The following is a 26,087-nucleotide window of genomic DNA, read 5'->3' on the forward strand; positions in this document are numbered from 1 at the left end:
CTGAAAAGCCAAAACATACCAGTTAATTTAGTTGTTAGTGGCCGATATTTCTGAGAGTGAACCCGTGCCAGTGATTTCCAGTATCCTGTACATCTTTACACTAAGCAATCGCAGGGATTTCGCCTTTTTCATTGAAAAACTTAAATTGCGGCCATGGGACACCTGCCTGACCTTATCCGCGATTTAGCTCTCATACTAATAGCTGGCGCAATCACAACTCTTATTTTTAGGAAAATAAAGCAACCATTGGTGCTCGGTTATATTATCGCCGGCTTTTTGGTTGGTCCTCATTTCCATCTTTTACCTACGGTTGCTGATAATGAAAACATTGAAATTCTCGCCGAGATCGGTGTGATATTCCTGCTTTTCAATCTGGGCCTGGAATTCAGTTTTAAGAAATTATTACGGGTAGGTGGGTCCGCCTCGATTACAGCATTTGTAGAGATCGTTTTTATAACAGTAGCCGGATATTTCACCGGTAAATTGATGGGTTGGTCTACCATGGACAGCTTGTTCCTTGGAGGGATGCTTGCCAGTTCATCTACAACAATCATAATAAGGGCATTTGACGAATTAGGTGTAAAAACCAAACAGTATGCCCGTATCGTTTTTGGTGTGCTGGTGGTAGAAGATATTGTGGTGATCTTACTGATGGTTTTGCTTTCAACTATAGCTGTTACCAAGCAATTTGCAGGGGGGGAAATAATATACACCATATCCAAACTGCTGTTCTTTCTGGCTTTGTGGTTTATTGGCGGGATCTTTCTTATACCAACTCTGCTCAAAAAAGCAAAATCGCTGATTGATGATGAAACTTTGCTGATCATTTCAATAGGGCTTTGTCTTGGGATGGTTGTGTTGGCTACCCAGGTTGGATTTTCTGCCGAGCTTGGGGCATTTATTATGGGTTCCATCCTTGCCGAGACTACATCTGCGGAGAAAGTGGAACATGTAACCAAGCCAGTTAAGGACCTTTTCGGTGCAGTATTTTTCGTTTCTGTTGGAATGATGATCGACCCGGAAGCTATTGTTCAATATGGCTGGCCGGTAGTCATTGTAACCCTTCTTACTTTGTTCGGAAAGCTATTCAGCACCACTATCGGTGCTGTCATCTCGGGGCAACCCTTAAAACAATCCGTCCAAGTGGGGATGAGTATGGCTCAAATCGGAGAGTTTGCGTTCATCGTAGCTACCCTGGGCTTGTCCCTGGGTGTAATATCGGATTTCCTGTTTCCCGTTGCTGTTGGTGCTTCTGCTATTACAACTTTTACTACTCCATATCTCATCCGGTTTTCAGGTCCCTTTTACGACTTTTTGGAACGTGTTCTGCCGGCCAGGCTGGTAAAACGACTAAACAACTACTCCTCAGGAACCCAGGCTATCCAGGCTGAGAACGACTGGAAAATTGTTTTGAAATCGTACGGAATGATTATTCTCACAAACGGCGTCATTTTACTGGCGCTAATTGTGTTCTCAATAAATTTCTTCATGCCCTTTTTGAGCGAACAGATCAAGGATGCTACCACAAGAAGTACTATTGGCCTGCTTGTCTCTTTAATATTTGCTTCTCCGTTTTTATGGGCTTTAATGGCCAAACGTCCAAATAATATGGCCTATAAAGAAATGTGGCTGGAGAAAAAATACAGTCGCGGCCCCCTTTTACTTCTGGAGATAGCCCGGATTTTAATCGGCGGTCTGCTGGTTGCTTTTTGGGTATTTGAGTTATTCGATACCGAAATAGCAATATTTATCGCCGTGCCGATAATCCTGGTGATCATATTTGTATTTACTAAACGCATCCAGGCTTTCTATCAGCGCATTGAATTAAGGTTTCTTGGTAATCTCAACGCCCGTGAGGACGATGAATACAACTCGCTTGATGCAAACGTGTCGCGTAAAAATGCTGCCCTCGAAGCTAAACTAACTCCGTGGGATGCTCATATCGTACAGCTGGAAGTTCCCCCTGGTGCGGATTATATTGGACGAACACTGCCGGAACTAGCCTGGCGGGAAAAGTATGGAGTTAATCTTGTTTACGTTAAACGGGGAGATAAAATGATTCTTGCCCCCGATCGTAACAGCATACTCCTGCCATTTGACCAGGTTGGAATTATTGCAACTGATGATCAGATCCAATCATTTAAGCCTGTGTTTGATTCCGTGGTTCATGTGGAGAGTACCGTAATGCATGTGAATGATATTTCCTTACAGCGGATCGTGGTGAACGAATATACAAGGCTGAAAGGTGTTACAATTCGTAATTCAGGCCTTCGTGAACGTACCAATGGTTTGATCATCGGGATTGAACGAAATAATGAGCGGATTCTCAACCCTGAATCAACAACTGTTTTCGAATGGGATGATATTGTTTGGATAGTAGGCGAACGGAAAAAAATCCAGGAATTGTCTTCACGAAATGCAGGTTAACGTTAACATTCCTGTTTGTTTTCCTGCAAATTCATATCTTGTGTAACCAGATTTAAAACTTTGCGTCCAAGTAAAAAACGTAACATGAATATTTCTTCAAAAATTATAGCCGGAAGCCTTGCTGTAGGTGTGCTTTTCAGTTCATGCAATGGATTCAATTGCGTGAGCGGGTCTGGAAACCAGGTTTCCGAAACCAGGGATGTAGGTTCGTTTACACGCGTGGAAACGAGTGGGTCAATTAAAGTGATATTGAAACAGGGACCTGTTAACTCTTTGAAAATAACAGCAGATGATAATATAATGAAGGAGCTTGAGACCTATGTTCGAGGCAACAGGCTGATCATCGACCTCGACGGAAGTTTCTGTGATGTTGGTCCGATAACGGTATTTGTTACATCCAAGGAATATCAGGGAATCGAGGCATCAGGAGCCGTTGAAATTCTTGGGGACGGAAAGCTTACCGTAAACGACTTTGACTTGGATTTAAGCGGTTCAAGCAAAGTAGACCTCGAAATCAACGCTGCTAATGTAAAGACTTCTTCAAGTGGTGCGTCAGAGATATTTCTTAAAGGTCAGGCAGGTTCTCACGAATTGGACCTGAGCGGGTCGAGCTCGGTTGACGCACTTGACTTTGTTGTGGGGAGGTACCGCATTGAAAGTTCCGGCGCCAGTGATTCACGCATCAACGTGCTCAATGAATTGGAAATCAGTTCAAGCGGGTCGAGTGATGTACAGTACCGCGGAAATCCCACAAAAATAAAGAACGACGAATCCGGTGCTTCGAGCCTGAAGAAGATCGACTAATTCAATGTTTTTATAATTCCAGCCGATTACTTTGATCGGACTGGAATCTCTTTATTTAGCCTGCGGTTTCGATGGTATTTTCCTATATTCAATCCCGAAACAAAGCTCCCTTAAATGCAAAATAACAAATCGACTATTAAAGCCTGGGCTATGTTTGACTGGGCAAATTCTTCCTATAATCTTGTTATTACATCTACGATCTTTCCTGCTTACTACACCATCATCACCACAACACAGGAACATGGCGACCAGGTTTCATTTTTCGGCCGGACTTTCACTAATACTGCACTTTCAAATTATGCACTGAGTGTGTCGTACCTCATCATGGCGTTGCTGCTGCCGGTTCTTTCATCTATAGCTGACTTTCGTGGCAACAAAAAGACGTTTATGAAAGTCTTTACTTATGTAGGAAGTATAGCATGTGCCGGATTATTTTTCTTCAAGTTGGAAACCCTTGAACTCGGTATTATCTGCTTTTCCCTTGCAGCGATGGGTTATATCGGTGGCGTGATGTTCAATAATTCCTATTTACCCGAGATTGCGAGCGTGGATCAGCAGGACCGCGTTAGTGCAAAAGGATTCGCTTACGGGTATGTGGGAAGTGTCGTCCTGCAGATCATTTGTTTTGTGTTTGTGCTAAAACCTGAGCTTTTCGGGATAACCGACGGTTCCTTTCCTGCAAGGCTTTCCTTCCTGCTGGTGGGACTTTGGTGGATTGGATTTGCTCAGATCCCGTTCCGAAAACTCCCGGCAGGTAGTATGAATCATGCTAAGATTGTCAAAAGCAAAGTGAGCAATGGTTTTGAAGAGCTCGTGAAGGTGTGGCAGCAGCTAAAATCGATGACCCAGGTCAAACGGTTCTTGTTGGCATTCTTTTTCTATTCTATGGGAGTGCAAACGATCATGCTCGTGGCCGCTGGCTTTGGCGAGAAGGTCCTTAAGCTCGGAACATCCAAGTTGATTGCAATTATTCTGGTCATACAGATCGTAGCAATACTGGGAGCCCTTATCATGTCATATTTCGCGAAGAAGATTGGGAATATACGAGTGATCATCTTTGTTCTTACCATCTGGATAGGCGTTTGCTGTGCTGCATACTTCGTTCAGAATGAATTTCAATTTTACATCATTGCCGCGGTTGTCGGCCTTGTGATGGGAGGGATCCAGTCCATTTCACGTTCCACATACTCCAAGTTCCTGCCCGAGAATACACCTGATACGGCTTCATTTTTCAGCTTTTATGATGTAACGGAGAAAATTGCGATAGTCATTGGCCTGTTTAGCTTTGCTTATATCGAAGAATTTACCGGCAGCATGCGTAATTCAGCTATCAGTCTCGCCGGATTTTTTATCATCGGCCTGCTGATTTTGCTGTCACTACTATTAATAAAAGATAAAAATCAACCTGAGATTACCCGCAGGTAGTATTTTTTTCGGAATTTAGCACTCTGAATAGTATCAAGAATCAGGTATCAAGTATCAAGATTTTGGGCGGTTTTATTTTATGAGCCTCTAAAAGTCGACGTCATTGGACAAGTTATATTTCGTTTAGCTACGCATTTCAATATAGATACCCATTACCTGATAGACGATACTCGAATCTTGATATTTGCTACTTGCTACTTGCTACTTGCTACTGGATACTTGCTACTTGATACTTTATACCTGATACTCCTTATATGACCGTCGAACTCTTCATACCCTGTTTTATTGATCAGCTATACCCGCAAACCGCTTTCAATACAGCCAAGCTGATTGAGAAGGCCGGCTATAAGGTGGAATATAATCCGGAACAGACCTGCTGCGGGCAGCCTGCTTTCAATGCGGGGTATTGGGAGGAAGCAAAAGCCGTTGGCGGAAAATTCTTAAATGATTTTTCTGAAACGAATTATATTGTTTCGCCGTCTGCGTCTTGTACGGGCATGGTTAAAAATTACTATAATGACTTATTTACCAATACAATAGTGCATAACAAGTGCAGGAATATACAAGGTAATATTCATGAGCTGTCAGATTTCCTCGTCAACGTTGCCGGTAAAGATTATTTCGGAGCTGAGCTGGAAGGGCGGGCTGTGTATCACGATTCATGTGCCGGCCTTCGTGAATGTAATATCAGGGCAGAACCGCGTCAACTCCTGAATAAAGTGCATGGCCTTGACCTGGTAGAGATGAAGGATACCGATGTCTGCTGCGGATTTGGTGGCACCTTTGCCGTGAAGTTTGATGGAATCTCCAGTGCCATGGCCGAGCAGAAAATCAATAATGCGCTTGAGATGGAGGCCGATTATATTATTTCAACAGATGCATCCTGCCTGATCAACCTGCAGGCTTATATCGATGAGCATGGGCTTAAAATTAAGACGATGCATTTGGCGGATGTGCTGACGCATGGTTGGGGGAACGTTTAACTAGTGGACAGTTGATTGTTGACAGTTGACAGCTGTCTAAACGCTTGTAAAGGTGAACGTTTTACTATTTCCGTAGGAATGTTGCCAGTTCCTCAATCTTATCGGTGCCAATCAGGTCAACGCGTAGTTTCTTTTGTAGCTTCCAGGACGTAGTATTATCGGGTGCGGCCCAGAATCGGATGGTTTTGCCTGCGTTGTGGACGCTGTCAACGGTATGCTTTAGCTTTTTAAGATCAGCTTTAGACGGTTTCCCGTCACCTTTCCATGTCGAGTAACGGGTAAATGAGAGGCTAACCTGGCCGATCCGTTGCCATTCCGCAGGAGTATGTGCGAGTTTGAGATCATCATCGAACATCAGATACGAAGGGTAATTTTTATATTCTGATGGCGGCGGCCTTGTTCCCGTAATTAAAATAGTCAGGGGTTTGTTGGCATCTGGCGAAGAAAGGAACGCTTTGAGTGGTGACAGTTCCTGAATAAGAAGGTCTAAACTGGCCTTATAATTATCCTTTATATCAACCAGCAGTTTTATTTTCCTTGACGGATTAAAAGAAAGTTCCAGAGCTAGCGGTTCGAGGTATAGTTTTTTTAGGGTCGCTTCAGCATTGATTTCCTTTTTACTGTGCGCAACAAGTAATTTCCCATTAAGCGGATAAATGTCCGCCTCTATCGATGCGAAGCCATTTTTAAACGCTGCATAAAAGGGTGAGGCATTGAGGTAGTCGTTGTGCGAGTGTGCGTTTGAGGTAGAATATTTCTTTGGCTGCGCAATTGCGAAATTGCATAGGATTGTAAGTAATACCAGCGAAATTGATTTTATGTTTCTTTTCATGATAATGTACTTCTGGTTATATGGTCGACCCCCTCATTATAAAACGTGATGGAACTACCTGGCTTTCTTTGCTTAAATTAAAATCATTTTTTTCCAGGGATTTGAACAGGAGGGTGGCTGCTATTTTTCCCATTTCGAATGCGGGCTGGGTAATGGTGGTTAGGGATGGGTTAAGTATGGAGGCTGTTTCAAGATTGGAAAAACAAACAAATTTCAGATCGGCTGGAATGTTGAGGCCTAACGCTTCAGATGCTCTGTAAACCGGGGTAGTTAGTTTCTCCACAGTTGCAACAATGCCGTTCGGTCGGTTCGGCCCCTGCAATAATTCCCTGATCAGAATGTCATTTTGAACCGCATCATTTGTACAGTTTATGATCTGTTGACTATCGTAACGCACATGATAATCGTTAAGGGCTTTTTGATACCCTTCAAGCCGTCGGTTGCTAATCGAAAGGCATTCTGAGATTCCCAGAAATCCAATGTTATCACAACCTTGCTGAATCAAGTGTTCAGTGGCCTTGTAGCCACTTTCAAAATCATCAGTGGTGATCTTGGCGGTATCTATCTCATCTAAAACTCTGTCGAAGAATACTAACGGTACTCCGTTGCCCATCAGGTTCAGGATGTGTGCACTTTCGGATGTTTCCCGCGAAACGGACATCAATACACCGTCAACTCGTCCGCCCTGGAATTCCTGCAGTATAGTTTTTTCGTTCTCGAAGCTCTCGTGGGTAAGGCAAATAAGTACATGATAGCCTTTTTCCTTGGCCACTGATTCAATCCCGTTGATAGCCAGCGAAAAAAAGCTGTCAGCAACCTCAGGGATAACAACCGCAATATTCTTGCTCCGTCGCCCGCGTAAACTGCTGGCGTAGGGGTTGGGTACATAGTTCAGCCTTCGCGCAGTTTCCAGCACGCGGTTCTTTGTATCCTCACTTATCTCATAGCTGTCGTGAAACGCCTTGGATATTGTTCCCACGGAAAGATTCAGCTCTCGCGCAAGATCTTTAATATTGATATTCTTCATAGCTAAAATTGGCTGTACCCTGCGTTGCTAATAGAGCGAACAAAACAACAGACCATTTCCTCCTTATTTGCGAAAACGGTTTCGCAAATAAAGTCAGAGTAATATACAACAGTATAGCATAAAAATTACAAAATTAGATTTGCAATTCTTTAAAATCAAAACTGTTTGCTATGATTAACGATCAAAAGAAGTTCACCGAAAAAGAATTAAATCCTTTATCGAGCCTCGATGTATGGGAAGATGATGTCCTTGAAAGATATCCGGAGCCTGATACTATCGCTACCTCTAAATCAACTGAAGAGTATCGTAATTACGACGACCCTGCCAGAGATACTGTAAAGGAGTTCTATCGTTTAAATCATACGCATCAGACCTTTGATTTCGTTCAGGAAAAGCGCAATAATTATCTCAATTTCAATAAAAAGGAAATGCCGGTTTGGGAAGCTTTCCAGTTCCTCAATCAACTGGTAGATGACTCAGATCCTGATACAGATCTTGATCAGTTCCAGCATTTACTGCAGACATCCGAGGCAATCCGCCGCGACGGCCACCCGGACTGGATGGTATTGGTAGGACTTATGCACGACATGGGTAAAGTACTCTGCCTTTTCGGCGAACCTCAGTGGGCTGTGGTAGGTGATACCTTCCCGGTAGGCTGTGCGTATTCCGATAAAATTGTTTATCCTGAATTCTTCAAATATAACTCTGACTTTTCCATCCCTGAATATCAAACGAAATACGGCGTCTACGAAAAAGGCTGCGGTTTACGGAATGTGAATATGTCCTGGGGACATGATGAATATGTTTATCAGATGATGAAAGATCATTTACCCGAAGAAGGCTTGTATATGCTGCGCTACCATTCATTCTACGCATGGCATCGTGAAGGGGAGTATGAATACCTTCTGGATGACCATGACAGAAGCATGTTGAAATGGGTAAAATTATTCAACCCCTACGATCTCTACTCAAAAAATCCTGAGCCACCTGACTGGAAAAAGCTGAAGCCTTACTATGAGGATCTGGTGGCAAAGTATCTTCCCGCTACCCTTAAGTTTTAAGAAAAAACTGATCAAAAAAAGGACTTCCCTGTATAAGGGACGCTAACTGAGTACACCTATAATTTAATAATTAGATAACCAGCATCGTAAAAGAAACAGCAATTAAATTGTTTTTCTTCACAACAGTCAATTTCATTTTTTAAAAGAACATTATTTATGGTAAAAATTTACTATTCAAGGCATTGCGTACATCTTGGTCTGGCATTACTACTTGCCGCTCCATGCGCATTCTTCCCTGATGTGGCTCTCGCAGAACAAGGTTTCGCCAGGAAAAATGCCACATTTTTAATTCAACAGACGGTTTCAGGCCTTGTACTTGATGGGCTCGACGGCAAGCCGATGGTTGGGGCCAGTGTCGCTGTAAAAGGAGGCGGTCAATCCACCAGTACCGACGCGAATGGTGCATTCAGTTTGCAGGTACCGGACAATAATGCGGTGCTTGTCATCCGGTATGTGGGCTATATCACCCAGGAAATTACTGTTGGAAGCAGGTCGCGACTTGAAATTACACTTAAGCCTGATCAGGCGGAACTGGCGCAGGTTGTGGTGGTTGGTTATGGTACCCAAAATAAAAAAGATATCACTGGTGCGGTTAAGTCGTTAAAAAGTGAGGAATTTAACAAAGGGATAATAAGCTCGCCTCAGCAGCTCCTGCAAGGTAAAGTTTCCGGGGTTAACGTTACGGCAGCCAGCGGCGAGCCAGGAGCGGCAACCGGAATAACGGTGCGGGGACCGGGCGGACTTAGGACAGGAAGTACCCCTTTATTCGTCATCGACGGTTTACCGCTGGATAATTCCAGCACCGGGGGCGGTGATCCACTGGCTTTTATCAATACACAAGACATCGAATCGATCGACGTGTTGAAGGATGCATCTGCAACGGCGATCTACGGATCCCGCGGTGCTAATGGTGTTATCATCGTCACGACAAAAAGGGGCAAGGCGGGTACATCAATGCTTGGCTTTTCAAGCAGCGTAGGTATTTCTAAAATAGCCAGAGCATTGCCTGTTTTTACTGCGGCGCAGTTTCGTACCGAAGTTCCAAAGGTTGGAGGCGTGTTAGATGATAAAGGAGGGGATACCGACTGGCAAGATGAAATTACAAGACAAGGTCTGACACAGAATTATAACCTTAACCTTAGCGGTGGCTCGGAGAAGCTATCTTATTTTGCATCCTTAGGTTCACAGCAGGAGGAAGGCATCATCAGGAAAAACCAAATGGGAAGATATTCAGGGAGGTTCAACGCAACCCAAAAGTTCCTGGACGATCGCCTGATGGTCGATGTGAATATCAGTGCAAATAATACAAAAAATAGCAGGCCGCCAATCACCAGTTTACTGAACGATGCTATTGTTTACAATCCGACCTACCCAGCCCGCAATTCGGCCGGAGCCCCTGCGGTTTATCAGGGAACCAATAACCCGCTTCTTTACCTGGACCTGAATAAGGAGATAACCACTATCAACCGGGTGATCGGAAACATCTCGCCATCCCTAAGAATACTTAAAGGTTTGGTCTATAAATTGAATTTTGGAGTAGATAATTCTACCTCTACACGTGATGTTGAATCGCTTCCTAGTACCGTGCCACTGATTGACGGCAGGCTGGAAACCTATTACAACATAAATAAAAACACCTTGATAGAAAACTATCTGACCTGGAACTGGAGCAACGATAAGCACAATGTTTCAGCATTGGGTGGTCACTCATTCCAGAAGATCTTTGTTCAGGGCCGTAATTACAGTATTAACAAATTTATTGTGGGTAATGCAGACCCGATTTATAACCCTGGTGTTGGTCAGGAGCTTACCCTCGCAAATAATCGCCCCGGAGGTTTTGCATTCAATAATGAGCTGCAATCATTCTTTGGCCGGGTAACCTACCAATACAACAGTAAATATTTGCTGACGGCTAATTTCCGGACCGACGGTTCTTCGAAGTTCGGAGCGAACAACAAGTATGGCTATTTCCCGTCGTTCTCATTGGGATGGAAGATATCTGAAGAAAGTTTTCTTAAGAATTCCATGTTCAGCAACCTCATGCTGCGTGCGGGTTACGGAATCACCGGAAACCAGGAAATTCCACCAAAGATCACCCAGGCCCTGTTTAGTTCACTGGCATCGGCCAGCTACCCGCTCAACTCTACTTCTGTTTACGCCGCAGGTACAACGTATTCAAGGCTTGCCAATCCGGATATTCAGTGGGAAACTTCGAAGCAAACTAACATAGGACTTGATTTTGGATTGTTTAATGGCGCATTGTCAGGAACCCTTGATGTGTTTAACAAAGTCTCTGATAATATCCTGTTACAGGTAATACCAGCAGATCCTGTTCAACCGGCATCAACGGTATGGTCGAATGTGAAAGACATGACCGTTACCAACAAGGGTGTTGAATTTGCCCTTAACTACAGCCATACCACTGGAAATAATTTCACTTATAATATTGGCGGAAATATCACCCATACCAAGAACAAAGTTGAGAATTCGCCATATTCTATAATTCCTTCCGGTTCGGTATCAGGTGCAGGGATCACCTCATCCACTATCAATGGATACCTCAATGGTCAGCCAATCGGGACATTCTTCCTGAAAGAATTCACCGGATTTGATGCCAACGGTTTAAGCACCTACCGCGACCTCGACGGAGATAATATCATTACAGATAAAGACCGGATCTCTGCAGGAACCGCAGTACCTGATATGCTTTATAGTGTATTTGGAAGCGTGGCATTTAAAGGCTTTGATCTGAGCGTAAACATGAACGGGGTGTCAGGCAACAAAACCTACGACTATACCGCTAATGTGGGCTTCTCTAAATTAAGACTTGCCAAGAACGTGAATGCAACACCAGAATCAGTTGCTAATACAAAAGAATCGATCAATAATGCAGCCATGGTGAGCACCCGTTATCTGAAGGATGGAGCTTATTTCAGGCTGAACAATGCTTCACTTGGTTATAACTTCAATACCAGTAAACTCGGCATAGGCTGGGCTAATACCTTGCGTCTGTCGGTAACCGGACAAAACCTTTTTGTGATCACCAAATACGATGGTTACGATCCAGAAGTAAATGCTGACCGTGCCATTGGCGGGGTATCGTCTTACGGTATAGACTTTCTAAGTTATCCGAGGGCAAAATCAGTAATCTTTGGTCTAAACCTTTCATTTTAATATTTAAGTAATGAAAAAGAAAATATCAACCCTGTTCCTGCTTACTATAGGCCTGACAGTAATGAATAGCTGCTCGAAGCTCGAAGAAGATATCCTCGACGAAGCCTCAACCAGCGGATTAACCAGTCTCCAACAGGCAGAAGGCATAACAGTGCCGGCATACGCAAAGCTTGAAGATATCTTTACGCACACCAATTATTTTTCACTGCAGGAGATCTCGACTGATGAGGCCATCCTGCCATTCCGCGGCGGTACCGACTGGGGCGATAACGGCATCTATCAGCAGCTTCACAAACATGAAAACATCAGTTCGGATGTGAATGTGAAGAACACCTGGGACCATATCCTGATTGGATTGTCGCGGGCTGTAACGGCAATCAATGCGCTGCCGTCTAACCCTGATCCGAGTGCAAAACTTCTTTTGGCAGAAGCACGAGGTATGAGAGCTTATTACTCCATGCTTACGCTTGACCTTTGGGGTTTAATCTTTGTGAAAGAAGATGTAAAAGAAACATCGAAGATCCTTCGAGGAGAGGAAGCTATTGCCTACATCAAATCAGAACTACTTGCCATCGAGCCAGTACTTGAAAATACCACCGGCCCCGGCCGTTTAACCAAAGGTGGGGTTTGGGGGCTGCTTGCCCGTCTATACCTGAACTCAGCGGTATATCGCGACGTATATGCACCCACATTTACCTTCAAAACGGAGGACATGGATAAGGTAATCGAATACAGTGATAAGATCATTAATTCAGGTCAGTATGCTTTAGCAGCAGATTACTTCTCCATTTTCAATGATAACAATCACACCAATAAAGAACTGATCTTCGCTGTGGATCAGCGCGCGAACCTTAACGGCCATAACCGTATGGCATACTTCTCTATATCCGGCGACCAGTTCCCGCTTCCGGCCTATACCGGAGCCAACGGAACCGATGGACCGGCTATTACCCCAGACTTTTACCGCACCTGGGTGAATGCTAATCTTCCGCTTGATCCGGCAGTAGCTGATCCGCGTTTCCACAGACAAAACCTGGACATCTATACCAATCCAGCTGCCGAGTGTGTAGATGCTGCCGTATTTAATGTGAACAGGGGTATCCTGCGCGGTCAGCAATACGGACTGCTGAGAACTAACGGCGTATTTGAAAAGTGCGCAGATGGCAAGATGAAAGTTGGTAAACTATTTTACAATACCCGCAACAGGCCGACACTGCCAGTTGATTTCACTGAAAATGTGGATTATACCGTTGCCGGCAGTAATTATAATACCGGCTACAGAGTGCTGAAATATGAATTCAGTAAGACCTCGGTAAGCGGCCGTAACTTCGGGGAGCACGATATCGTGATCCTGCGTCTTGCTGATGTTTACCTGATGCGTGCTGAAGCCAAGCTAAGAAAAGGAGATGCTGCCAGTGCACTAGCTGACGCGAACTTTGTGAGAGCCGCACGTACATTCACTAAACCAGCGGCTCCGCTTACATCCATGACCCTGGATATTCTTTTCCGCGAGCGTGGCTTTGAATTTTACTGGGAGATGCTCAGACGCCCTGATATGATCCGCTTTGGAAAATATGAAGGCACCTGGACTGAAAAGACCAATTCTGATAAGAATAAAAGGGTGTTTCCGATACCACAAACTGCAATCGACGGTGCGTCGAATTTGCCGGGGTATTTGAAGCAGAATCCGGGATACTAGAAGGGAGCAAGGAGCAAGAACCAAGAAACAAGAGCCAAGAATCAAGACTCGGGGGTGTGAATTCCAAGGGGATCGTAATTTCCCAAAAGATAGTTGTTCATTGGAGCAAGGAATAAGGAGCAAAGATAAAAGACTTTTTCAGGTCGGTAAATGACCATTTTGGCCACCCGAACAATATGTTTATTTAACCGGGTATAGTCTTTACTCTTTGCTCCTTGCTCTTTGTTCATTTCTACTTTACCCTTTATCTTAACTAAATATTTATCTTAAAAAATAATCTCATCCAATCACAAGCCCGCTATGAACCATTTACAATCCCTGGATTATGTAGTTTTCTTTATATATTTTATCGTTGTAAGTGGTTATGGGTACTGGGTGTACCATCAAAAAACAGCCAAACAGAAGCTGGCAGGGGGGATGGATTCGAAGGAGTTCTTCCTGGCTGAGGGCTCGCTTACCTGGTGGGCAATAGGGGCATCGCTGATTGCTTCGAATATTTCGGCCGAGCACTTCATCGGGATGTCGGGTTCAGGCTTCGCGCTGGGGCTTGCTATATCATCCTATGAGTGGATGGCAGCGGCTACGCTGATCATTGTGGCGGTATTTTTTATTCCGATCTATTTGAAGAACGGCATATTTACGATGCCGCAGTTTCTTTCACAGCGTTATAATGATACTGTAGCAACGCTGATGGCGATATTCTGGTTGCTGGTATATGTGTTTGTCAATTTAACCTCCATCATTTACCTGGGTGCTCTGGCTATTAATTCCATCTCGGGCATCAGCTTCGAATGGTGCATGGTTGGCCTGGGGATATTTTCTATCGTCGTTACCCTCGGAGGGATGAAAGTTATTGGATATACGGATGTGATCCAGGTTCTGGTGCTCATCCTCGGCGGACTGGTAACCTGTTACCTCGCACTTACACTGGTATCCGAAAAATTCGGTTATGGAGGAGATATTCTGAAAGGCCTCGCGGTTATTAAAGACAAAGCACCTTCCCACTTCCACATGATTTTTGATAAGTCGAACCCATATTATACCGACTTGCCCGGCCTGTCGGTATTGATCGGAGGGATGTGGATCAATAACCTGAACTACTGGGGCTGTAATCAATATATCACGCAGCGCGCTTTGGGAGCAAGTTTGCCGGTAGCACGAAAAGGAATTCTTTTCGCGGCATTCCTGAAGCTCCTTATCCCGCTTATTGTTGTGATCCCGGGAATCACGATGTATGTCATGTATCAGAATGGCATGTTCCAGGCGGAGATGACGGACGTGAACGGATTGGTAAAACCGGATCATTCGTACCCGACCTTAATGAACCTGTTACCGAACGGTCTTAAGGGACTTGCATTTGCAGCATTGACCGCAGCGATCGTTGCATCGCTTGCAGGAAAAGCAAATAGTATCTCAACTATATTTTCACTGGACATCTACAAAAAGTTCTTCAAAAAAGACGCTTCAGACAAGCAGCTGGTACGCACCGGGAGGATCACCGTCATCGTGGCCATGGTGCTGGCAAGTATTGTTGCGCCGGCATTGCGGAACCTCGATCAGGCCTACCAATTTATCCAGGAATATGTCGGCTTTATTTCTCCGGGAGTACTTTCCATCTTCCTGCTGGGATTCTTTTGGAAAAGAACCACATCCGCTGCAGCTCTTACATCCGCTATCCTGACTATTCCGCTTTCTACAGTACTTAAATTCCTGCCATTGTGGACGAACGGTGCCTTCCCGGATTTTCCTTTTATGGATCGGATGACAGTTGTTTTTGTTTTCCTCATGCTGCTTATGGTTGTGATGAGCCTTGCTGACAGGAGTGGTAAGGAAAGGCATAAAGCGCTGGTTATTGATACGAGTATGTTCAGGTGTTCGCCAGGGTTTATTGTGGGGTCGGTGATTATTGTGGGGATATTGACGGCGTTGTATACGGTGTTTTATTGAGATTTCCGCTAATGCCGCGTGGGCATCTTTACTTTTCCTTCAGCTGAAAAGTAACAAAAAGCCGCCGCTGCGCCTGATGCTATTGAAGCAACTACTGAGGCGTGGCCTGCGGTTGCCGCACCAGCCAATGCGGATTGACGGTGAACGGGGATGCAGTGCTGAGGCTTAAGAAACGTACACATCGCTTAGCTTTTGTAGACGGGCCGGCCTTCGGCCCGCGGGTCTCCCGTACCTTATGACCTACTAACATGCAGATAAGTTTTAAAACCTTCAAGCTCTTTTTCATAACTTTTTCCTGGCTGTATGTAGTTATATGCGTCGTTTTATTCTATGAGTCGCTGCACACTGGAGATGATAAGGACCCGATCATAGGGATGGTTGCCTTAATAATGGGCGTGCTGTTTGGGATTATAGGCTTCAAAAAGTCAAGTGCTGCAAAAGATCTATTCAATTTATACATGTTCAAAAAATACATGTTCATAGAATTCTTTTTACTACTATTTACTTCCGGCCTTTACTCGGCAATTATAAACCGTTCTGAATTTGGAAATTTTGCTGCAACGCCAATTATCTTTTATATGTGCTGGATGATTTTTGTGGTTAATGTTATTTTGGTGGCGAAATATGTGGAGTGAATTGTCGTGAGGCTTCTGTATGTTAATATAATCGTATATTTAAACCCCTCAGTCCCGCAATAAGCGGGACAGCTCCCCTTGAAAAAAGGGGAGCACTAGCGTACCCATCGCTAATACCAAATCTATCGACATCATACCCGGTACCGTGTATGACAAGAACGTACAACGTATAACGTACAACGTATAACGTACAACGTATAACTTAAATCCCTACTTTTACACCCGAATTGATGGTCACTCTGTATATGACCGCTTGTTTCATTTTACATAACTAATAAATCATTTTGTATATGATTAAGATTACCCTTCCGGACGGCTCCGTTCGTGAATATGAGCAGGGCGTGACAGCCCACCAGATTGCCCTTTCGATATCGGAAGGCTTAGCGCGAAATGTACTAGCAGCACAGGTTAACGGACAGGTTTGGGATTCTTCCCGCCCGATCGAGGCTGATGCCGAAGTTAAATTGCTTACCTGGAACGACCTCGAAGGCAAGAATACGTTCTGGCATTCTTCAGCTCACCTGATGGCAGAGGCTTTGGAGGCGCTATACCCCGGAACTAAGTTTGGTATTGGTCCGGCGATAGAAACCGGCTTTTATTATGATGTAGATTTCGGCGACCGCGAGTTTTCTTCCGACGACTTTAAGCAGATTGAAGAGAAGATTATGGAACTGGCCCGCACCAAGGCTGAGTTTTCCAGAACAGCAGTTTCTAAAGATGAGGCTGTTAAATATTTTACTGAAAAGGATGATGAGTATAAGCTGGATCTGATCAAGGATCTTACTGACGGCACCATCACATTCTATACCCAGGGCAATTTTACTGATCTCTGCCGCGGGCCGCATATCCCCAATACTGGCTTCATTAAGGCGGTTAAGCTGATGAACGTTGCCGGGGCATACTGGCGCGGGGATGAAACCCGTAAACAGCTTACCAGGATCTATGGAGTTACCTTTCCGAAACAAAGCGAACTGACCGATTACCTGCACATGATCGAAGAAGCCAAGAAACGCGATCATCGCAAGCTTGGTAAAGAGCTGGAGCTTTTTGCTTTCTCGGAAAAAGTAGGAATGGGCCTGCCGCTATGGCTTCCAAAAGGAACTGCTTTACGCGAGAAGCTGGTGAATTTCCTGCAGCGCGCACAGGTTAAGTCCGGTTATGAGCAGGTGATTACCCCGCATATTGGGCACAAGAATCTTTATGTTACTTCCGGCCACTATGATAAATATGGTGCTGATGCATTTCAGCCGATAAAAACCCCGCAGGAAGGAGAGGAGTTCTTCTTAAAACCAATGAATTGTCCGCACCACTGCGAAATTTATAAAACTAAACCAAGATCCTATAAAGATCTGCCTGTACGGTATGCCGAGTTCGGAACAGTATACCGTTATGAGCAAAGTGGCGAGCTGCATGGCCTGACCCGTGTACGTGGTTTCACCCAGGACGATGCGCACTTATTCTGTCGCCCGGACCAGGTAAAGGAAGAGTTCAAGAAGGTAATTGACCTGGTATTATATGTTTTTAAAGCCCTTGGCTTTGAGGACTATACCGCTCAAATTTCACTTCGTGATCCGGCAAACAAAACCAAGTATATCGGTACTGATGAGAACTGGCAGCTGGCTGAAACGTCCATCATTGAAGCAGCCGAAGAGAAAGGACTGAAAACTGTAGTTGAGCTTGGCGAAGCCGCATTTTACGGTCCGAAGCTCGATTTCATGGTAAAGGATGCATTGGGCAGAAAATGGCAGCTGGGAACCATCCAGGTAGATTATAATCTGCCGGAGCGATTTGAACTCGAGTACACTGGCCGCGATAATCAGAAACACCGCCCGGTAATGATCCACAGGGCACCTTTCGGATCGCTGGAGCGCTTTGTAGCGGTGCTTATTGAACATTGCGCCGGCGAATTTCCATTATGGCTTACACCCGAGCAATTTATCGTGCTGCCGATCTCTGAAAAATATGAGGATTATGCAAAAAAAGTTTTAGAATCGCTTAATAATTCCGATATTCGCGGCTTGATTGACTCCAGAGATGAGAAGATTGGCCGCAAAATACGCGATGCCGAAGTGAAGAAGATACCGTACATGCTCATAATTGGTGAAAAGGAAATGAATGATGGTATGGTTTCTGTTAGGAAACATGGCCACGGGGATGCAGGAAGCATGACCTTGGAAGAGTTTAGCAATCAGTTAGTTAAAGAAATAACAATTTAAGTAAATAGTAATTTGGCATTAGGAAGACCAGGATTTAATAGAGGACCACGCCCTCCGTTTAAAAAGAAGGAAGCTGAGCACAAGATCAATGATCTGATCAGGGCCCCGGAGGTCCGGGTTACCGGTGACAACGTTGTCACGGGTATTTATCCGTTCAGAGAAGCTTTAGCAATGGCGATTGAACAAGATCTTGATCTTGTTGAGATTTCCCCAAATGCAGTTCCGCCTGTATGTAAGATTGTTGACTACAACAAGTTTATCTACGAGCAGAAAAAGAAAATGAAGGAAATTAAGTCCAATGCAAAACAAACGATCATTAAAGAGATCCGTTTTGGGCCTAATACCAACGATCATGATTTCCAGTTTAAGCTGAAGCATGCGATCGGATTCCTTGAAGGTGGTGAGAAGGTGAGAGCCTATGTTCACTTCAAGGGCCGTGCAATTGTTTACAAAGAGCAGGGAGAGATCCTTTTATTAAAGTTCGCCCAGGCATTGGAAGATGTGGGTAAAGTAGAACAGTTACCGAAGTTAGAAGGAAAGAGGATGTTTTTGACGGTAGCGCCGAAAAACGCGGGTAAAAAGTAATTGATAAGTTGACAGTTGACAGTTATCACGAATAAGAATCATTGACAAATAAATATAAAACAGAGTTATGCCAAAAATGAAGACGTGTTCCAGTGCAAAAAAGCGCTTCAAGCTTACTGGAACAGGTAAAATCAAAAGAAAGAACGCTTTCAAGAGCCACATCTTAACCAAGATGAGCACTAAACGCAAGCGTGCTTTAGGTCAGAGCAGTTTAGTATCTGACGCAGATATGGGCAACGTTAAACGTATGCTTACAATCGGCAAATAAGTAACAAATTAATTTAACCAGGTATCAGGTCTTAAAGTTTCCGAGAAGGGACACCGCTTACCAAAACACAAAACAACATGCCACGTTCGGTTAACGCAGTAGCGTCAAGAAGAAGAAGAAAAAAGGTCTTAGACCTAGCCAAAGGCTATTGGGGATCAAGAAGCAAGGTTTTTACCGTTGCTAAGAACACAGTCGAGAAAGGTTTGCAATATGCATACCGTGACCGTAAAACCAAGAAAAGAGAATTCAGAGCATTATGGATCCAGCGTATCAACGCAGGTGCCCGTCAGCACGGATTATCATATTCAGCATTAATGGGAAAATTAACTGCAAACGGCAACCAATTAAACCGTAAGGTTTTGGCTGATCTTGCAATGAATCACCCGGAAGCTTTCAAAGCGGTAGTTGATACCGTGAAATAAGATTGTTTATTATGTAATTATGAAAAGGGGGTCGAGAGGCTCCCTTTTTTTGTTTAGGACTAGGATTAATAGGATACCAGGATTCATAGGATGATAGGATTCATAGGATTCATAGGATGATAGGATTCATAGGATGATAGGATTGATAGGATACTAGGATTCATAGGATGATAGGATTAATAGGATGATAGGATTCATAGGATGATAGGATTCATAGGATTAATGGGGATTGATAGGAGACAGGATTCATAGGATGATAGGATTCATAGGATTAAGGGTAGTCGGCGTGACCCTGAAGGGGTCAAATCTATATAGAAATTGTTTATGGTGTCATCCCGACCCCGAAGGTGGTCGCATATGGACCAAAAGTAATCACTGCTATACACTATGTTCTGCGAAGATAGCACGGACCCGCTCCAGTGAGACTGGAAAAGTTTCTATATCCTCCTGATGGATGGTAAAATAAACATTTGTCAGGCCTTGAGCTTTCCATCTAGCGATCCGTTTAGCCCAATTCCTGATGCGATTTTCATCGGCCGGATGATCGCCGTTCCCGTTAAAACGAACGAACAGCTTTGGTACGGTAAGCGCCATATGTAAGACATCCCGTCGGACAGGAGTATCATTAAGCACAAGGCCAATATTCCGTGCAGCCAGGTCGGTGGCAACGCGATCGAAAAACTCCGGATCTGCGAACCACTCTTCATGGCGTAGCTCGACAAACACGGTAAATGTCCCGGTCTTATATGATGATGTCGCATTATCCAGCGCTTCGATTAGCAAAGGATACTGGTCAGGTCTGAAATTATCATTACATTGAAAGAATACCGGCCCGAGCTTTTCTTTTAACCCACTGACCACATCAAGGAATTCGCGGATGCGTTCACCTGTATTTTTAAACCTCAGGATATGGGTGATGCTTCTTGGTATTTTTGGGGCAAATATAAAATCCCTACCGGCGGCCTTTTCATACCAGCCGTCTATACGGGAGCGGGGAGGCATTCCGTAAAATGTAGCGTTTAATTCAATGTAGTTGACTTTCCGGGCGTACTCTGTCAAAAAGTTCTTTTCTGAAGTCTTTTCAGGAAACAAGGTTCCAATCCATTCCTTGCGGCCCCAGAGTGAACTGCCGATTCGCAGATCGAAATTTGAGGGATCACCTTTGCGTTGCAGGGTGTCCGAAGTAACCGGATGATCCGGCGGCAGTGTAAAGTCAATGTCGCCTAATTCTGTGCTACTGTCTCTGCCGAAATGCATGGGAAATAATTTGATAAAAATGCCTATCCGCTTTTTCGGATTCGTTAACCTGGTTTAAAGGTAATGTTCTTCGATTAGTTCGCCAATCTGCATAGCCTGGTCTATCGACATGTCCTTCGACTTCCAGATCGTCAATGCACCATCGGTTATTTCCGGCACTAACACAGTAACTTCTCTACCAGCTTTTGTGATTACATAGCTGCCATTTTCGATTGGCGTAACGGTTAAATTCTCTCCAACTAGATTAATTTCAAATGGTTCCATATTGAAATTGACAATCAAACGGGCCTTTGGTTTATTATATTTGAATATGGGAGTTTAGGCGATCGATTAATCAGGAATATTCACAAGCCTTTTAAGGGAGGGCACGAGGTTCCAGCCTGCCTACCGTACGCAGGTCTTCGCGGGAATGACAAAACAGTTATTTGAAATTGGGAGGTTCCAGCTTTCGCTGGAATGACATCACGTTTATCTAAAATTGGGAGATTCCAGCGTTCGCTGGAATCTGAGTGGTTGATCGGGAAGGGCTCAAACAAGAAATCATCCATTTTTTTTAACTTACGCACCATATGGATTTGGAATTAAAGGATGGATTGCCTGTGCTATCATTTGAGACAACAGCTGCGTTTTCGGAATGGATTGAGGCTCATATCTCTGACGTAGGTCTTTGGCTGAAGATCGCTAAGAAAGGATCGGGACGTGTGACTATCAGTTACGCTGAGGGCCTCGACGTCGCCCTATGCTATGGATGGATCGACGGACAGAAGCAGACCTATGATGAGCAATATTTCCTGCAGCGTTTCACTCCCCGCCGGGCTAAGAGTGTATGGTCTAAGATTAATGTAGCAAAGATTGCTGAACTGGAGAAGGCGGGCAGGATGAAGCCAGCCGGACTTGCAGCAGTTGATGCGGCAAAGGCAGACGGGCGGTGGGACGCTGCTTATGCTGGTCCGGCGACGATGACAATGCCTGAGGATTTTGCTGCGGCGCTGGAGGCCAATACGAAAGCGAAAGCATTTTGGGCGACGTTGAATAAGGCGAATACTTTTGCATTCAACTATCGGATTCGTGGAACTAAGAATCCGGAATTAAGGAAATCGAAGATTGAGAAGTTTGTCGCGATGCTAAGTGAGGAGATCAAAATTCACGGATAATAGGACTGGCAAGGATAACCAACCTCCCTGGTAAAACTCATTTAATTTGGGAGCTGAAGGCATTCCGATAGGAGAAATGTTTAGCTTAAAATGGATGTGATCAAAAAAAAGTAAAAGTAGGGTCTGCCGCTGTAATGCCCGCCCATGCATAAGAATATAAGGAAGTATAAGCAGATATATGCAAAATATAACCAGATATAACCAAAATATAACCAGATATAACCATTTATAACTAGGATATAACCAGGGTCGTCCGGAAATTTGTGGTAAAACTATTCCACTTGAAAGGCCTGGACTTATCTGCACTTAAATCGCTCGTCGCCCAGTTGCAGCTGATCGTTAACCACGGATCAGCCGGAGGCCGGGAAGCGAATGATTTTGCACATGCAGATAAAGCGGCCCGAGCTGCAGAGTTAGGCGACTGGTGGGACGATACCGACCTGAGAAATAATCTACATTGGAGTACCAGCTCCATTTATCGGCGTCGTAGGGATGGCATCCTGCCGTACTTTAAAATTGGGGGCAGATGTTATTACCATCGGCAATCGGTTTTAGACTTGGCGAACAGGTTTATGAAATAAGATTCCAGCGCAGGCTGGAATCTCCTAATTTTACTAAAAAGCCATGTCATTCCAGCGCAGGCTGGAACCTCTAGTCTGTTAAATTTAAGGACCCAATAAATTCTTAAACCAAGGACAAAAAATCTTACCCGTGTCTTCCTTAGTGTTCTCCCTTCCTTCCTCTGTGTCCTTCGTGGTGAAATTAACATTATGTGCAAGCCTCGGCTTGTAAAGCACTTAGGTTTTAACGCGGAGTGCACAGAGGAAGAACACAAAGTTCGCCGAGTGCACAGCGAGCTTATGCCAGCAATACTTGCAGGTTATTACCGAAAAACCGCACGTATTCCAGTCCTAATTCTCCCTTGTTCCTCACCCTGAGATCACCCTGAGATCACCCTGAGATCACCCTGAGATCACCCTTAGATAGCACTGTCTTTGACCTTGCGTAAACCTGCGGGTTTTTCATGATCACACGATTTTTTGCGGGTTTATGCCACGAGGTCGGTCAAATTCGGTCAAATTCGGTCAAATCCGGTCAGAATTTCGCTGGCTTTTAAATGCTTGCGATGTTTGATCCGAGCACCACATACCGGTATAACAAAGGCGCTGATTTTTTAAACTTTTAAAATTTACTAAAATGGCAAGATCAAAATTCAATGTATTAACTCACGGCCTGAGCGGGCTGGTGGGCGGGCAGGAGATGGGGTGTACCGAAGGAGGCGGTTGGTGCGGTCGATTTCTCAGGTAGCCAGGTACGTGGAATGCGGGAGCAAGGAACAAAGAGCAAAGAGCAAAGATTGGGGCGGTTAAGTGGACGGGGGCCTCCCTCATAGTTGACAGTTGACAGTTGAGGGTTGACAGCGGCTGGGGCGGAGAGGATAACCCCTCAGTCCCGCAATAAGCGGGACAGCTCCCCTTGGCAGGGGAGCGCTTGCGTACACACCGCGGGCCTCCCTCATAGTTGAGAGTTGACAGTTGACAGCGGCTGAGCGGAGAGGAGCGCTACTTATTCGACTGGCTATGCATCATGCTAACCGTCAACTTCCACTGTCCACTTTCAACTGATTAAGGCTGGTGCATTACAGTCAGGGTTCAAATCCCCAATGGTGCCGTTAGTATGGTGATTCCGAACTTCGGAAGTACACCGAACGCGAAATAGGCGGTAAGTATGAAGACTCTGCTAAAAGTTATTTTTTAAGAGCCAAGTATCAAGAACCAAGAATCAAGACTTCTGCGAAGCGTACAGGAACGAAATTCGTTGTTGCAAATAGGCGCTGCGCCCGCCGTAGTGTAGCGAAGGAGGGGTAAGTATGAAGACTCTGCTAAAAGTTATTTTATGAGTTGAAGGTTGACAGCGGACGGTTGACAGCTACTGGACGCTGCTTGAGCGCGTGCACTGAATTTCGTTCACGGTCATTCCGTCCCGCTATTGAGGGAGTGCGTTAAACCACAGATAAAGACTCAGCATTAGATTAAGTAGCGCATGGCGCAGCGGTGGGGGTGCGCTATCTGACCTGGAGTAAAGAACTAGGCCTACTCTATGAGTGGTGGAATAATCTTCAATAAATTTAATTCGCGTATCAGGATAAATGAAAGCGTAACCAATTACACCAGTCGAGGAGTAATTTCCATAATTCACAATAAGAACTAATCTTACGGCTAAATGCTAATCTTTATATATTTGATACAAACAAACTTATACCCGACCACCTATGGCATTCAAAAACTACTTCGTACTGCTAATTCTTTCATGTTTACTACACCCATTGGCCGCTCAGGAACCCTGGAAAGCGGTGACCGGAAAAATATCCTCCCCATGGGCTGGGAAGGTAACTCCTAACAATGCCCTACAGGAATATCCCAGACCGCAATTGGCTCGTAGCGGTAACTGGCAAAATCTCAATGGCCTATGGAAATATAAGTTGACGAAATTAGACCAACGGGATATTCCATCTGGCTTTGATAATGAGATCCTGGTTCCCTTTGCTATCGAGTCGTCACTTTCCGGTGTGGGTAAAAGGGTAGGGAAGGATTCGATTCTGTGGTATAAAAGGACTGTTGAACTGTCGAATAACCTGAAAAAGCCCAGGGTGCTGCTTCATTTTGGCGCGGTGGACTGGGAGTGCGAAGTTTATGTAAACGGCCGGAAGGTGGGCGCGCATAAAGGCGGTTTCGATCCTTTCAGTTTTGATATCAGTTCGTTTCTGAAGAAAGGCAAACAGCAGGAAATAGCCCTGCGGGTGTTTGATCCTACGGATGACGGCACTCAGCCAGTGGGCAAACAAACCAAAAATCCCCATGGAATTTGGTATACCCCAGTGACGGGGATCTGGCAGACGGTTTGGTTAGAATCGCTTCCGGAAACCTATATCACCACGCTGAAGCCTACTCCTGATATTGACCGTAATGCGCTTGATGTGAATGTAGAAGTCACGAATGCGGAAGCCGGGGACCAGGTTGCGGTAAGCGCGTGGGATGGGGCAAAACAAGTAAGCAATAGTGTGCGCAGTGCAGGAGAAAGCCATACACTGACGATCAGCGATCCGAAGCTCTGGAGCCCTTCGCAACCCTTTCTTTATGATCTGAAAGTTTCTGTGATCAGGAAGGGTAAGATTGTAGATGAGGCAAGCTCATATTTCGCCATGCGCAAAATTAGTATGCAGAAAGATGCTGCAGGGATACAGCGCATGTTACTAAACAATAAGTTTTTATTCCAGTACGGCACACTCGACCAGGGCTGGTGGCCGGATGGTCTTTACACTGCGCCAACGGATGAAGCGCTGGCATTTGATGTGCAGAAAACGAAGGACATGGGCTTCAATATGATCAGGAAGCATATTAAGGTTGAGCCTTCACGTTGGTATTACCACTGCGACAAGCTTGGTATGTTGGTTTGGCAGGATATGCCGAGCGGCGACATACAAGGGTCGGCGTGGGACAGCAGGCCGGGTCAGATATCCGGAAAACCACAGGATAAGTTACGATCGGAAGCCTCTGAAACATCGTACCGCGTTGAGTGGGAAAAAATTATGGAGGCTTTGCACCCCTTTCCTTCTATCGTGATGTGGGTACCATTCAATGAAGCCTGGGGACAGTTCAAAACGAAAGAAATTACGGAATGGACGATGAAGAAAGATCCGTCACGATTAGTAAACAGCGCGAGTGGCGGTAATTACTTTCCTGTCGGGCATATAGCCGATCTTCACAACTATCCCGATCCAGCAATGCCGGTTCCGATTTTATTTGGTGACAAGCAGGTACTCGTTTTGGGTGAGTTCGGTGGCTTGGGTCTGCCGATCGAGGGTCATACGTGGCTGGACAAAGGAAACTGGGGTTATCAAAGCTTTAAAACTAAAGAAGAACTGTTGAAGCGCTACACCAAATTGATCACTGATCTTCGGGTATTGATTCCTCTGGGACTATCTGCAGCAATCTACACGCAGACTACAGATGTTGAGGTTGAAACGAATGGCCTGATGACGTATGACCGGAAGGTGGTAAAGATGTCTGAGGGGACGCTTAAGGCGCTGCATGGGACACTTTATGAGCAGGCTGTACGATAGTGACAGGGGTAGGATTTGACCCCTCAGCCCTGCCAAAAGCAGGACAGC

The 26,087-nt window shown here is 44.9% G+C and carries 20 protein-coding genes; 16 read left to right on the forward strand and 4 right to left on the reverse strand.

From position 1 onward, the window contains the following. The first annotated feature begins 153 nt into the window (after window positions 1-153). From B5X60_RS03110 to B5X60_RS03125, 4 genes are all read left to right on the forward strand, one after another. Window positions 154-2,427 carry a cation:proton antiporter domain-containing protein gene (locus tag B5X60_RS03110; protein ID WP_079701192.1) on the forward strand — a complete coding sequence of 758 codons (2,274 nt, stop codon included), beginning with the start codon at window positions 154-156 and terminating at the stop codon, window positions 2,425-2,427. A gap of 84 nt (window positions 2,428-2,511) precedes the next feature. Further along, on the forward strand, window positions 2,512-3,231 hold the full coding sequence (locus B5X60_RS03115; protein WP_079701193.1) for a head GIN domain-containing protein: 720 nt from the start codon (window positions 2,512-2,514) through the stop codon (window positions 3,229-3,231). A 114-nt stretch (window positions 3,232-3,345) separates the two neighbouring features. Next, entirely contained in the window at window positions 3,346-4,656 is a 1,311-nt protein-coding gene (locus tag B5X60_RS03120) for an MFS transporter (RefSeq protein ID WP_079701194.1), read from the forward strand. Window positions 4,657-4,910: 254 nt separating this feature from the next. Next, window positions 4,911-5,639 (forward strand): (Fe-S)-binding protein, encoded by a 729-nt coding sequence (locus B5X60_RS03125; RefSeq protein WP_079701195.1) that lies wholly within the window; start codon window positions 4,911-4,913, stop codon window positions 5,637-5,639. A 64-nt stretch (window positions 5,640-5,703) separates the two neighbouring features. Here the strand turns inward: B5X60_RS03125 and B5X60_RS03130 are convergent, their stop codons facing one another. Both B5X60_RS03130 and B5X60_RS03135 read right to left on the reverse strand, forming a co-directional pair. After that, window positions 5,704-6,471 (reverse strand): PI-PLC domain-containing protein, encoded by a 768-nt coding sequence (locus B5X60_RS03130; protein WP_079701196.1) that lies wholly within the window; start codon window positions 6,469-6,471, stop codon window positions 5,704-5,706. Window positions 6,472-6,487: 16 nt separating this feature from the next. Then, a complete protein-coding gene (locus B5X60_RS03135; RefSeq protein ID WP_079701197.1) occupies window positions 6,488-7,498 on the reverse strand; it encodes a LacI family DNA-binding transcriptional regulator in 1,011 nt (336 codons plus the stop codon). Between the two features lie 170 nt (window positions 7,499-7,668). Here B5X60_RS03135 and B5X60_RS03140 point away from each other — a divergent pair, with 170 nt between their 5' ends. The 9 genes from B5X60_RS03140 to rplT all read left to right on the forward strand — a co-directional run bounded on the left by B5X60_RS03140 (window position 7,669) and on the right by rplT (window position 19,505). Then, a complete protein-coding gene (locus tag B5X60_RS03140; RefSeq protein ID WP_079701198.1) occupies window positions 7,669-8,559 on the forward strand; it encodes an inositol oxygenase family protein in 891 nt (296 codons plus the stop codon). Window positions 8,560-8,715: 156 nt separating this feature from the next. Then, entirely contained in the window at window positions 8,716-11,733 is a 3,018-nt protein-coding gene (locus B5X60_RS03145) for a SusC/RagA family TonB-linked outer membrane protein (protein WP_079701199.1), read from the forward strand. Between the two features lie 10 nt (window positions 11,734-11,743). Next, on the forward strand, window positions 11,744-13,432 hold the full coding sequence (locus tag B5X60_RS03150; RefSeq protein WP_079701200.1) for a RagB/SusD family nutrient uptake outer membrane protein: 1,689 nt from the start codon (window positions 11,744-11,746) through the stop codon (window positions 13,430-13,432). 300 nt (window positions 13,433-13,732) lie between these two features. Beyond that, a complete protein-coding gene (locus B5X60_RS03160) occupies window positions 13,733-15,379 on the forward strand; it encodes a sodium/sugar symporter (RefSeq protein WP_079701202.1) in 1,647 nt (548 codons plus the stop codon). 248 nt (window positions 15,380-15,627) lie between these two features. Further along, complete coding sequence (locus tag B5X60_RS03165; RefSeq protein ID WP_079701203.1) at window positions 15,628-16,014, forward strand: hypothetical protein; 387 nt, start codon at window positions 15,628-15,630, stop codon at window positions 16,012-16,014. A gap of 290 nt (window positions 16,015-16,304) precedes the next feature. Then, a complete protein-coding gene (gene thrS / locus B5X60_RS03170) occupies window positions 16,305-18,230 on the forward strand; it encodes a threonine--tRNA ligase (RefSeq protein ID WP_079701204.1) in 1,926 nt (641 codons plus the stop codon). Between the two features lie 12 nt (window positions 18,231-18,242). Beyond that, a complete protein-coding gene (infC, locus tag B5X60_RS03175; protein ID WP_079701205.1) occupies window positions 18,243-18,815 on the forward strand; it encodes a translation initiation factor IF-3 in 573 nt (190 codons plus the stop codon). Window positions 18,816-18,882: 67 nt separating this feature from the next. Beyond that, a complete protein-coding gene (rpmI, locus tag B5X60_RS03180) occupies window positions 18,883-19,083 on the forward strand; it encodes a 50S ribosomal protein L35 (RefSeq protein ID WP_079701206.1) in 201 nt (66 codons plus the stop codon). Window positions 19,084-19,160: 77 nt separating this feature from the next. Further along, the gene (gene rplT / locus B5X60_RS03185) at window positions 19,161-19,505 is read left to right on the forward strand and encodes a 50S ribosomal protein L20 (RefSeq protein WP_079701207.1); all 345 of its coding nucleotides are present in this window, start codon (window positions 19,161-19,163) and stop codon (window positions 19,503-19,505) included. A 378-nt stretch (window positions 19,506-19,883) separates the two neighbouring features. Here rplT and B5X60_RS03190 read toward each other — a convergent pair whose 3' ends face one another. Next, window positions 19,884-20,762 (reverse strand): DUF72 domain-containing protein, encoded by an 879-nt coding sequence (locus B5X60_RS03190; protein ID WP_079701208.1) that lies wholly within the window; start codon window positions 20,760-20,762, stop codon window positions 19,884-19,886. 54 nt (window positions 20,763-20,816) lie between these two features. Further along, entirely contained in the window at window positions 20,817-21,026 is a 210-nt protein-coding gene (locus B5X60_RS03195) for a hypothetical protein (RefSeq protein WP_079701209.1), read from the reverse strand. A gap of 305 nt (window positions 21,027-21,331) precedes the next feature. Between B5X60_RS03195 and B5X60_RS03205 the strand changes: the two genes are divergently transcribed. The 3 genes from B5X60_RS03205 to B5X60_RS03215 all read left to right on the forward strand — a co-directional run bounded on the left by B5X60_RS03205 (window position 21,332) and on the right by B5X60_RS03215 (window position 26,039). Further along, window positions 21,332-21,916 (forward strand): YdeI/OmpD-associated family protein, encoded by a 585-nt coding sequence (locus tag B5X60_RS03205; RefSeq protein ID WP_079701211.1) that lies wholly within the window; start codon window positions 21,332-21,334, stop codon window positions 21,914-21,916. Window positions 21,917-22,197: 281 nt separating this feature from the next. Beyond that, on the forward strand, window positions 22,198-22,497 hold the full coding sequence (locus B5X60_RS03210) for a helix-turn-helix domain-containing protein (RefSeq protein WP_079701212.1): 300 nt from the start codon (window positions 22,198-22,200) through the stop codon (window positions 22,495-22,497). 1,691 nt (window positions 22,498-24,188) lie between these two features. Beyond that, window positions 24,189-26,039, forward strand: coding sequence for a glycoside hydrolase family 2 protein (locus tag B5X60_RS03215; RefSeq protein ID WP_079701213.1), 1,851 nt, complete (start codon window positions 24,189-24,191; stop codon window positions 26,037-26,039). The last annotated feature ends 48 nt before the right edge of the window (window positions 26,040-26,087 follow it).

This window comes from Daejeonella lutea (assembly GCF_900168015.1).
Taxonomy (GTDB): Bacteria; Bacteroidota; Bacteroidia; order Sphingobacteriales; family Sphingobacteriaceae; genus Daejeonella; species Daejeonella lutea.